General features: G+C 67.7%; 12 protein-coding genes and 1 pseudogene. 10 read left to right on the top strand and 3 right to left on the bottom strand.

Annotated features, from left to right (window positions below):
* Window positions 1-286: 286 nt before the first annotated feature.
* From ACYVGD_RS15540 to ACYVGD_RS15510, 7 genes and pseudogenes are all read left to right on the top strand, one after another.
* Window positions 287-418 (top strand): annotated as a pseudogene (locus ACYVGD_RS15540) (transposase); the annotation flags it as partial.
* A gap of 72 nt (window positions 419-490) precedes the next feature.
* Window positions 491-1,741 (top strand): IS21 family transposase, encoded by a 1,251-nt coding sequence (istA, locus tag ACYVGD_RS15535; RefSeq protein ID WP_460744690.1) that lies wholly within the window; start codon window positions 491-493, stop codon window positions 1,739-1,741.
* A complete protein-coding gene (gene istB / locus ACYVGD_RS15530) occupies window positions 1,738-2,586 on the top strand; it encodes an IS21-like element helper ATPase IstB (RefSeq protein WP_460744689.1) in 849 nt (282 codons plus the stop codon). Before istA ends, istB begins: the two co-directional genes overlap by 4 nt.
* Window positions 2,587-2,676: 90 nt before the next feature.
* Window positions 2,677-3,027: a Cd(II)/Pb(II)-sensing metalloregulatory transcriptional regulator CmtR gene (gene cmtR, locus ACYVGD_RS15525; protein WP_050347461.1), complete on the top strand. Its 351-nt coding sequence runs from the start codon at window positions 2,677-2,679 to the stop codon at window positions 3,025-3,027.
* Window positions 3,027-3,614, top strand: a complete 588-nt coding sequence (locus ACYVGD_RS15520) for a cadmium resistance transporter (protein ID WP_390620221.1) — start codon at window positions 3,027-3,029, stop codon at window positions 3,612-3,614. Before cmtR ends, ACYVGD_RS15520 begins: the two co-directional genes overlap by 1 nt.
* Window positions 3,611-3,868: a transposase gene (locus tag ACYVGD_RS15515; protein WP_460744688.1), complete on the top strand. Its 258-nt coding sequence runs from the start codon at window positions 3,611-3,613 to the stop codon at window positions 3,866-3,868. The genes ACYVGD_RS15520 and ACYVGD_RS15515 overlap by 4 nt, the downstream gene beginning before the upstream one ends.
* Complete coding sequence (locus ACYVGD_RS15510; protein ID WP_460744687.1) at window positions 3,865-4,740, top strand: IS3 family transposase; 876 nt, start codon at window positions 3,865-3,867, stop codon at window positions 4,738-4,740. Before ACYVGD_RS15515 ends, ACYVGD_RS15510 begins: the two co-directional genes overlap by 4 nt.
* A gap of 155 nt (window positions 4,741-4,895) precedes the next feature.
* Here the strand turns inward: ACYVGD_RS15510 and ACYVGD_RS15505 are convergent, their stop codons facing one another.
* Both ACYVGD_RS15505 and ACYVGD_RS15500 read right to left on the bottom strand, forming a co-directional pair.
* Window positions 4,896-5,549: an NAD(P)-dependent oxidoreductase gene (locus ACYVGD_RS15505; protein WP_460744686.1), complete on the bottom strand. Its 654-nt coding sequence runs from the start codon at window positions 5,547-5,549 to the stop codon at window positions 4,896-4,898.
* 50 nt (window positions 5,550-5,599) lie between these two features.
* Window positions 5,600-6,847 carry a multidrug effflux MFS transporter gene (locus ACYVGD_RS15500; protein WP_460744685.1) on the bottom strand — a complete coding sequence of 416 codons (1,248 nt, stop codon included), beginning with the start codon at window positions 6,845-6,847 and terminating at the stop codon, window positions 5,600-5,602.
* Between the two features lie 60 nt (window positions 6,848-6,907).
* On the opposite strand from ACYVGD_RS15500, the gene ACYVGD_RS15495 reads away from it, so the two are divergent.
* Entirely contained in the window at window positions 6,908-7,381 is a 474-nt protein-coding gene (locus tag ACYVGD_RS15495; protein ID WP_184241636.1) for a MarR family winged helix-turn-helix transcriptional regulator, read from the top strand.
* A gap of 143 nt (window positions 7,382-7,524) precedes the next feature.
* Entirely contained in the window at window positions 7,525-7,983 is a 459-nt protein-coding gene (locus tag ACYVGD_RS15490; RefSeq protein WP_460744684.1) for an AraC family ligand binding domain-containing protein, read from the top strand.
* 115 nt (window positions 7,984-8,098) lie between these two features.
* On the opposite strand, the gene ACYVGD_RS15485 is transcribed toward ACYVGD_RS15490, so the two are convergent.
* Window positions 8,099-9,232 (bottom strand): hypothetical protein, encoded by a 1,134-nt coding sequence (locus ACYVGD_RS15485; protein ID WP_460744683.1) that lies wholly within the window; start codon window positions 9,230-9,232, stop codon window positions 8,099-8,101.
* A 351-nt stretch (window positions 9,233-9,583) separates the two neighbouring features.
* On the opposite strand from ACYVGD_RS15485, the gene ACYVGD_RS15480 reads away from it, so the two are divergent.
* Window positions 9,584-9,988: an SRPBCC family protein gene (locus ACYVGD_RS15480; protein ID WP_460744682.1), complete on the top strand. Its 405-nt coding sequence runs from the start codon at window positions 9,584-9,586 to the stop codon at window positions 9,986-9,988.
* Window positions 9,989-9,997: the final 9 nt, after the last annotated feature.

Below are 9,997 nucleotides of genomic sequence, written 5' to 3'. Positions count from 1 at the left end.
CTGCCCGCCACCGCGGGCAACAGGACGACTCGCATAACGACCGGACCTACGAAACGGGGTCAGCCCAGTTCCGCCGACGCGCCGATCCGTGGGTCATCGGCCTCTCCCTTGGGAGGGGCGTCCCCGCGGGTGCCCTGATCCCACGCGGAAACAAGCCGCTCAACCCGCTGCCGCCTGTTCCCGCAAGGGCGTGAGGAACGAATGGGTGACAACTGATGGGCGTGAGGAACGAATGGGTGACAACTGATCGTTAGTGCCGGGAGGCGCTGGCGGGGAGGATGTCATCATGCCCGGTCCCTATCCCAGAGAATTCCGCGAGGACGTCGTCGCGGTCGCTCGTCGCCGCGAGAGCGGCGTCACCATCAAACAGATCGCCACCGACTTCGGGATCAGCGAAGCGACGCTGCAGAACTGGCTCTGTCGACGACGGGTGAAACCTATGCAGGAAACGACGGGCGAAAACTGAGCAGCCCGGAGGAACCTGTCAGGGGTGATCACTGTGGAGGACTGGGCCGAGATCCGTCGGCTGCACCGTGCTGAGGGCCTCTCGAAGGCCGCCATCGCCCGCCATCTGGGCATCTCCCGCAACACCGTCGCCGCCGCGCTCAAGTCCGACCGGCCACCCCAGTACCACCGCCCACCGTCCGGGTCGCTGGTCGACCCGTTCGAGACACAGATCCGCCAACTCCTCGCGCAGTACCCGACGATGCCCGCGACCGTGATCGCCGAACGCATCGGCTGGGGCCACTCCATGACCATCCTCAAGGACCGCATCCGCATCCTGCGCCCGTACTTCCAGCCACCAGACCCCACCGACCGGATCACCTACCAGCCCGGCGAACTCGCCCAGTGCGACCTGTGGTTCCCCGCCACAGCCATCCCCGTCGGCCACGGCACCGAACGGATCCTGCCGGTGCTGACCATGACCTGCGGCTACTCCCGCCACACCAGCGCGGTGATGATCTGTTCCCGCAAGGCCGGCGACATCCTGGCCGGCATGTGGCACATCCTCACCCAGTGGGGGCGCGTCCCGCGAACGCTGGTGTGGGATCGGGAAGCCGCGATCGGCGGCACCGGCAAACCCTCGGCCGAGGCCGCCGCGTTCACCGGCACGCTGGGTGTCCGCCTCCACCTCGCCCCGCCCCGCGACCCGGAGTTCAAGGGCCTGGTCGAACGCCGCAACGGCTACCTCGAAACGTCCTTCCTGCCCGGCCGGGTCTTCACCAGCCCCGCCGACTTCAACACCCAGGTCACCGACTGGCTGGCCACCCACGCCAACCAGCGCCGTATCCGCGCCCTCGGGGCCAGCCCCACCGAACGCTGGACCACGGATCGGGCCGCGATGCTCGACCTGCCACCCTTGCCGCCCGTCGTGGGTCTGCACCACCGAGTCCGCCTCGCCCGCGACTACTACATCCGTATCGACGGCAACGACTACTCCGCGGACCCGCGCGCGATCGGCCGGTTCGTGACCGCGACCACCACCGGCGACCAGGTCCGGATCCTGTGTGACGACACCCTGGTCGGGCTCCACACCCGCTGCTGGGCGACGGGCCAGACGATCACCGACCCCGCCCACCAGCGCATCGCCCACGACCTGCGCCACGCCTACAACCAGCGCGCCCGCCACACCCCGACCACCCGCGCCCACGACGACGGACACGTCGTCGCGATCCGCGCCCTGCCCGACTACGACGCCCTGTTCGGCGTCGACTTCCACACCCACCAAGGAGCCTCATGACCAGCAAGACCACCGCCCCGAACACCCAGCCCACCACCACCACGGGCTTCACAGCGTCTACCAGTCAGGACGGGGAACGGATCGCTTCCCAGCTCGCCTTCCTCACCCGCGTGCTCAAGATGCCCACCATCGCCAAGACCTGGTCCGAGATCGCCGACCAGGCCCGCGACCTGGGCTGGTCCCACGAGCAATACCTCGCCGCCGTCCTCGAACGCCAAGCCGCCGACCGGGAAGCCGCCGGCACCATGATGCGGATCCGCACCGCCCACTTCCCAGCCATGAAGACCCTCGAGGACTTCAACTACGACCACCTCCCGTCCCTACGCCGCGACCTGCTCGCCCACCTCGCCCACCTCGCCACCTCCACCTACGTGTCGAAGGCCGAGAACGTGGTCCTGCTCGGGCCGCCCGGCATCGGCAAGACCCACCTCGCGATCGGCCTGGGGATCAAGGCCGCGCAAAACGGCCACAGCGTCCTGTTCGACACCGCCAGCGCCTGGATCAGCCGACTCCAGACCGCCCATCAGGCAGGGCAACTCGACGCCGAACTCAAGAAGATCAAGCGGTACCGCCTGGTCATCGTCGACGAGGTCGGCTACCTGCCCTTCGACGCCGACGCAGCCAACCTGTTCTTCCAACTCGTCGCGTCCCGCTACGAACAAGGCTCCATCATCGTCACCAGCAACCTGCCCTTCGGCCGCTGGGGCGAAACCTTCTCCGACGACGTCATCGCCGCCGCCATGATCGACCGCCTCGTCCACCACGCCGAAGTCCTCGCCCTCTCCGGCGAGTCCTACCGCACCCGCGCCCGCCGAGAACTCCTCACCAAAGACCGCAACAACTAGGGGCAGAGAAGAAGATGCGTGGCTGGGGGCACCCCACCTCGCGCCAGGGCTCACCATCAACACGTCAGCTGCTGCTGTACTATTCAGTACATGCTGACCATTGCTTCGCGTCTTGACGCCCTGAACCGCATCGGACGGGCCCTGGCTGACCCCACCAGAGCGCGCATCCTGTTGAGCCTGCTGGATGCGCCCTCGTATCCCGCCGAACTCGCCCAGAGTCTGGACCTGACCCGGTCGAACGTGTCGAACCATCTGGCCTGCCTGCGTGACTGCGGCATTGTCGTGGCCGAGATGCAGGGGCGCAAGGTCCGCTACAACATCGCCGATCATCACCTGCGCGACGCTCTCACTTCGCTGGTCGAGGTGACACTGGCCGTGAACGACGCCGCACCCTGTCTCGATCCGGCCTGCAGCGATAGCGCCTGCCAGGAGGTCCGCTGATGTTGGCCACCATGATCCAGGCCGTCGGCCTGTTCGTCGCGACCAACATCGACGACGTCATCGTGTTGTCGCTGTTCTTCGCTCGTGGCGCTGGCCGCGCAGGAACCACGCGACGCATCGTCGTGGGTCAGTACCTGGGATTCCTGGGCATCCTTGGCGCGGCTCTCCTGACTACTTGGGGCGCGAGCCTGGCCCTGCCGGAATCCGCCATCCCCTACTTCGGTCTGATCCCCCTGCTCTTGGGGCTTCGCGCCGCGTGGGAGGCATGGCAGGGCGAGGACGATGACGAGCTCGATGACCGCAAGAAGGTCGCGCCGTTGACCGTCGCGGCTGTGACCTTCGCCAATGGCGGGGACAACATCGGTGTCTACGTCCCCGTCTTCCTCAGTGTCAGTCCAGCCAGCATCCTGACCTACAGCGCAGTCTTCCTGCTGTTCGTCGCAGTCCTCGTGGCCATTGCGAAGTTCGTGGCCACCCGGCCGGGCATCGACGAGTCCCTCGAGAAGTCCGAACACATCCTGTTCCCACTCGTCCTGATCATCTTGGGCGTCGTGATCCTTGTCCAAGGAGGCGCTTTTGGCCTGTGATCTCAGTCGGACGGCGCCCGGACCTGCTCAGTTTTCAGGCGTCAATTCCTGCTCACTTTTCGGCCGTCGTTGACAGGCTCCGCCAGGCCGATGTCGAAGACGGGAACCGTCCCGGTCAGACCGCCGCGGATGCGGCCGAGGCTCGCGAGCTGAAGAAGCGGATCCGGTTGCTCGAGCAGGAGAACGAGGTCCTCCGTCGTGCAGCGGCGTATCTGTCGCAGGCGAACTTGCGCCTCGGCGGCTCCCCAAAATGACGTACCCGCTCGTATCTGAGCTCGCCGAGGACCCCATCCCCGTCACGGTGTCGTGTCGGGTCCTCAAGCTCGCCCGCCAGGCCTACTACCGGTGGCGCAACAACCCTGTCCGCGACGCGGACGTGCTCTGGGCATATCGGATCAACGCACTGCATGACGCGCACCACGACGACCCGACGTTCGGGTATCGATACCTCGCCGACGAAGCCCGCCGAGCGGGGTGGCGGATGAGCCGGCGGACGGCGTGGAAGCTGTGCTCGCAGGCCGGGATCCTCTCGTCCGCGCAACGCCAGCGCCGCGGGAAGGGGAAGAAGGCCTGCCCGCCGGTGTTCGACGATCACGTGCAACGGGTGTTCCGCGCCGATACCCCGAACCGGCTCTGGCTCACGGATATCACGGAGCATTGGACGAGCGAAGGCAAGCTGTACTGCTGCGCGATCAAGGACGTGTTCTCCAACCGAATCGTCGGCTACTCGATCTCGGACCGGATGACCGCGAAACTCGCCGTCGACGCCGTCCCAAACGCCGTCGCGCGCCGCGGTGAGGTCGCCGGCTGCATCCTGCATGCCGATAGGGGCAGCCAGTTTCGGAGCCGGGCGATGGCCCGCGAGCTGCGCCGTCACGACATGGTCGGATCGATGGGCCGCGTCGGCGCCGCCGGGGACAACGCGGCGATGGAGAGCTTCTGGTCGCTTCTTCAAACGAACGTGCTCAACCAGCAGCGCTGGGACACACGGCAGGAGCTGCGACTCGCGATCGTCGTCTGGATCGAGCGGAAGTACCACCGGCAACGAGCCCAGGACACCCTCGGCGGCTTGACGCCCATCGAGTTCGAAGCCAAGCTAGCCGAGCCGCTCACGCTCGCGGCCTAAACCGAACCTGTCACCAGTTCGTTCCTCACGCCCCGAGGCAGTACCGCCTTATTTCTATCGGCGCATCAGGTACGGTGAACTCGGTTCTCGGTTCGCCTCGTTCACCGACGCGGCCTGCGGCCTGGGGTCGGTGGAGTGCGTCCGCTCTTCGGTGGTCAGTAGGCGACGGAGAAGCGTGTGCGGCGGTGGGCGGGCTTCTCGATCTCGTCGGTGATGGCGAGGGCGATGTCGTCGCCGGAGATCTCCGAGACGCCGTTCTCGTCGCGCAGGAGGATGTCACCACCGATGCGGTAGTGGCCGCGGGCGGTGCCGGGGGCGTGCTTGCCGAAGTTCTCGGCGGGGCTGATGAGGAACCAGTCGAGGCGGTCGTCGGTGTTCGCGCGGAGGTCGTCGAGGGCTCCGGCGAGTTCGAGGGATTCGGGCTTGGCGACCTCGGGGAAGCCGGGGGTGTCGACCAGGCGGGGCCCGTCTGGTGCGATCAGGAGCGAGCCGGCCCCGCCCATTACCCCGAAGCGCACGCCTCGTTCCGCGGCGAGCCCTGCCGCCGTGGACAGCAGGGCGCGGAGGCGGCCTTTGCCGGCGAGCCCGCCGTGGGTGGACAGTGCCGAGATCACGACGTCCGTGTGCTCGAATGCTGAGGCCAGGAACGCGGGGTCTTGCACGTCACCGGCCCGGTACTCGACGCCCGGGGTCTGCTTGTCGGGGATGGAGCGGCTGTACGAGACGACCTGGTGGCCACGCTTGGCGGCCTCGCGGACGATGCGGCTGCCGGCGTACCCGGTGCCGCCGAGGACATGGATGCGAGTCATGGTTTCTTCTCCTTATGGATCGAACGAGATGGATAGAGGGCCGCCGGGGGTCAGGCGGCGGGTTCCCGCCGTGGTCGGGGTGTGGCCAGGAGCAGGCCGAGGAGCGCGATGATCGCGGCGGCGAGCATGGTCACCCCGAGGGGGATGGCGGTGTGCTCGCCGGCGATGCCGACCAGGGCGGCGACGAGGCCGGCGAGGGCGAACTGCACCGCCCCGAGCAGCGCCGACCCTGCGCCGGTCGCGGCCGGGGGCACGGCGGACATGGCCAGGGCGGTCGCGTTGCCGAACACCAGCCCGAGCGGGGCGATCGCGACGAACAGGGGCACCATCAGCCACCCGGCGGGTGCGTCGGTGAGGGTGAGGATCACGATCGCGACGACCGCGGCCAGGCTGATTGTCAGGCCGGTGAGGGTCAACCCGCGCAGCGAGACGCGACCGGCAAGACGGGCCGCGACAGTGGTGGCGATCATCAGGCCGACGGCGTTGATCGCGAACGCGATCCCATAGGCGGCCGCGCTCAGGCCGATCATGTCCTGGTAGACGAACGGTGAGGCGGAGATGTAGGCCATCATGATCGCCATCCCGAACGCATACGCGGCCGTGTTCCCCAGATAGGCCCGCGAGATCAGGCCCCGCCAGTCACCGCGCCGCGCCGTGCCCGCACGGGCTCTGCGGATCTCGCGGGGCAGCGATTCCCGCACGAACACGAGCACGCATGCCAGGGCGATCACGCCCAGGCCGGTGACGATCCCGAGCAGGCCCCGCCATCCGACCGGGCCGACCAGGGCACCGCCGGCGACCGGGGCGATGATCGGGGCGATCCCGCCGATGAGCATCATGATGCTCAACGCCCGTGCCGCCTCCGTGCCGCGAGCACGGTCAAGGATGATCGCCCGGCCGATCACCATCCCCGCCGCCCCGCCCAGGCCCTGGACCAGCCGGGCGGCCACGAGCAGCTCGATACTGCCTGCGAGCGTGGCGGTCACGCTCGCGGCGACGAACAGCACCGCCCCGAACACCAGCGGCACCACCCGGCCGGCGCGATCCGACCACGGCCCGAACACCAGCTGCCCGGCCCCAGCGCCGATCAGGAACGCCGTCAGCGATAGCTGCACCCCGGTCGCCGTGGTCGACAGCTCCGTCGTCATCACTGGGAACGCCGGCAGGTACAGGTCGATCCCGAACGAGGCGAGCCCCATCAGCAGCGCCAGCGTCGACAACAGCCCCGCACCGATCGCCTTGCCCGTCGCCTGGACGGGCGTGCCCGCTGCCTGTCGCCCTGTTCCCGTGTCGGTCATCCCCGCCCGACTCCTTCTAAAATTATAGTTATGAAAACAACGCTATGTTAGCATAAGCATATGCGACAAGACGAGAAGCCGGTGAGCGGGCCGGCACCAACCGGTGCGGACCCGTTGGTGCGGCTCGCGGACGCGGTGCTGCATGTGGAGCGGAAGCTGCGCGCCTACCCGTTGCAGGACCCCGCGGTCGCGCCGTTGTCACCGTTGGAGTGCCTGGTGCTGCTGCACATCGACGCCAACCCCGGCGTGGCCCCCTCGGGGCTGGCCTCGGGCCTGTCGCTGACATCGAGCAACGCGAGCACGGCGCTGCGCGGACTCATCGCCAAAGGGCAGATCGAGCGCCGCCCCGACCCGGCGGACCGCCGCGCGGCACGCCTGCATCTGACCGAGGAAGCGGCACGGTCGGTGGGGATCGTGCGGGGCATGTACCGCGATCTGCTCGGCTCGCTCGACCTGCCTGCCGAAGATGTCCTGACCACTGTGCGCACTCTCCAGGCCATCGACACCGCCCTGAGCGACCCCGCACGGAGCTGAGTTATGGAGCAAGGCGCAGGCGACTACCGTTGGAGCCTCTGGCACTCTCATTTCGAGGTGAACCCGTGGTCGTATGATCAGTCTTCATCCGCACCGAGAAGCGGGCAGCGGAACGCTGCGGCTAACACAAGGCTTCACTGGCAGTGCTGAAAGGGGCGGCGCTCTTCCAGCCGTTCGCGGTGGATACGAGGCAGTCTCGGAAGCAGGTCGGCCTGCTCGTCTTCGACTGCGTGGCGTTCCTCGTCGTCCGCGATGGCTCGGTGGTTCTCACCGTCGGGGAGCGTCAACACCCGATCGCTTTTGGTCACGCCGTGCTGATTGCCCCGCGTACGGTCTTCACCTACGAGCCCGAGGGCACCGCCACCCTGACGACGCTCTTGGTCGACGTGGACTACATGCTCGATCAGCTCTACTGGCAGCATCCCGACGTGTTCGCGGATCGCTACGTCGTGAGACAGTACGCCGGGGCCTTGTTTCCGGATGCCGCTCATGTGCTCCATGTGAACGGTGAGGACGCCACTCGCCTGATCCTCGTGCTCGATGAGATGACGACCCTCTACGAACTTGGGCAGGGTCGACAATGTCTGGAGCGGTCATCGTGATGATTCCTACGAGGGTGCTGTGAGAGGTGAACTCGAGGATCACGCGGTGACCGCCCTGTCGTCCAGAGCCAGCCACCACGGGCTACACCACTATGAGGGACTCAACTCGAGCCGATCAGGACCCCGGCTGCCGCGAGGTCAAGTATGTCAGGGTGACTTCAATGAGATCGACCAGGTCGCTGGCGGTGGCTACGTTGAAGTCGGTCTCAGCGATGGCCTGGAAGCGCAGCGCGCCATCGCCGTAGAACCCCGGCGAAGTGCGCTGCCGGTTGTTCTTGCGGCCGTCCTGCAGCGGTGCGTTGGCGAATCCGTGGGTGATGACCGGCTCCCAGTCGCCCTTCGTCTTCGGCCGGCTCGGGCGGTCGCGCCGAAGCAGTGAGGCGAGGTCGGGCCGTGACGTGGTGATTGCAGCCTTCAGACTCGCGTAGTCGATGTCGGCATCCATGCTCATCGCCAGGTCGTAGGCCGCGCGCCGTACCTCTTCGTCTTCGACACCTTCGGGCCGCGGCCTGAAGTCGATACCGAAGCGGAGCTCGCCACCGGGCTTGGACTCCCACCAGCGAATCTCGGCGATAAACGCCCGGTCGCTTGTCTCGCCGCGTACCGGAGTCCACGCCTGGACGATGGGAAGCCCACCGCCGCTGGTCACGCCGGCCCACGAAAGCCGCCCTCGGCCGGCGATGTCGGACGCCATCCGACGGGTGACAACCCGCGCGAGGAACTTCTGGTCGAGAGAAGCTAGCGGCTGCGATTCGTCGGCGTCCCGGTCGGCGAACACGCTGGCGATCGCGTGGTCCCAGCTGCGAAGGACGGCCGTCGCTTCGCGCGCGAGGGCCCGTGCGGACTCGTCGCTGACGTCCTGCCACGCAGCGACAAGGTCGCTCAACGTGAGGAAGCTCCAGCGCCCGGCGTCGGCGTCGATCCTCCCGGCGTCGAAGCTCAGCGCCGCCAGATAGAGGTCGGGTTCAGAAGCGAGAGCCTCGTACTTCTGCTGCTGCTCCGCACCCATGTCGTGCCCGAGCTTGACCTCGATGACCGCACTTCGCACGTCACTGGACAAGAGCAGGTCGGCGTGGTTGGCCTCGCGTGCCTCGCGACTGACAGTGTCGGGCACGAAGCCGACGAGGTCCGCCCACGGTGACGGGTCACGGTCGCTGAGGAACTGGATGACATCCGAGATGTTCGTTTCCTGGGCTAGAAGCCGACCCATCCCTCGCGCTCTGACCCAAGGCGGTGCGCTGTTGCTCATACGACCCAGCATCGCGCATCGTGGCAACCGGTTGGTTATCGGTAGTGCCCATTATCGCGGCATGGGCCGAGCCGACCGTCGCACGAGCCGGAGACAGGTAGCGAGCTGGCGCTGCCCCGTCGTGCCGCGCCCGGTTGGCACACCCGGCGAGCGACTGGATTGACCGAGCGGCGCGCCTCTTGACACCATCGTGGCCGCCATTGAGCGCACCGCCCAACATGTCCAACACCACGACGCGCCCATCTCGCTAACCCCACCGCCACAACCTGGATTGTGAAGAGCCAGTTTTCGAGCGCCGTCGACACGAGTCGTCGTGGTCCACGCCCAGAGCAATTATGCGACGATGGCTCCATGGCTCGCGTCACGCTGCACGTCCGCACCCGACGCAGCCCCGAGGACGCCCTCGCGCGTCTCACCGACCTGGCGCTCCACGAGCGGTTCGTGCCGCTCACGCGCATCGATCGGTCGGGCCCGCTGGAGATCGGGACGCGGTTCACCGCCCGCACCGCGCTCGGGCCGGTCGGCTTCGACGACGTGATGGTCGTCCGCGCGCTGGGCCCGACGCACGCCCGCTTCGACAAGGTGGGCCGGTTCATCACCGGCGGCACGACGATCGACGTCCGCCCCGGCCCGCCCACCGTGGTCGAGTGGACGCAGGAGCTCGGCGTACGCGGCATCCCCGCCGCGCTCGACCCGGCCGTCGGGCTCGTGGTGCGGGCGGCGTACGGGGCGATGGTGCGGGTCCTGCTGCGCTGACCGGCGGGC

Source organism: Mariniluteicoccus endophyticus, from assembly GCF_054780035.1.
Note: the sequence above shows the minus strand (reverse complement) of the source record. Positions and strands in the feature narration are given on the sequence as shown.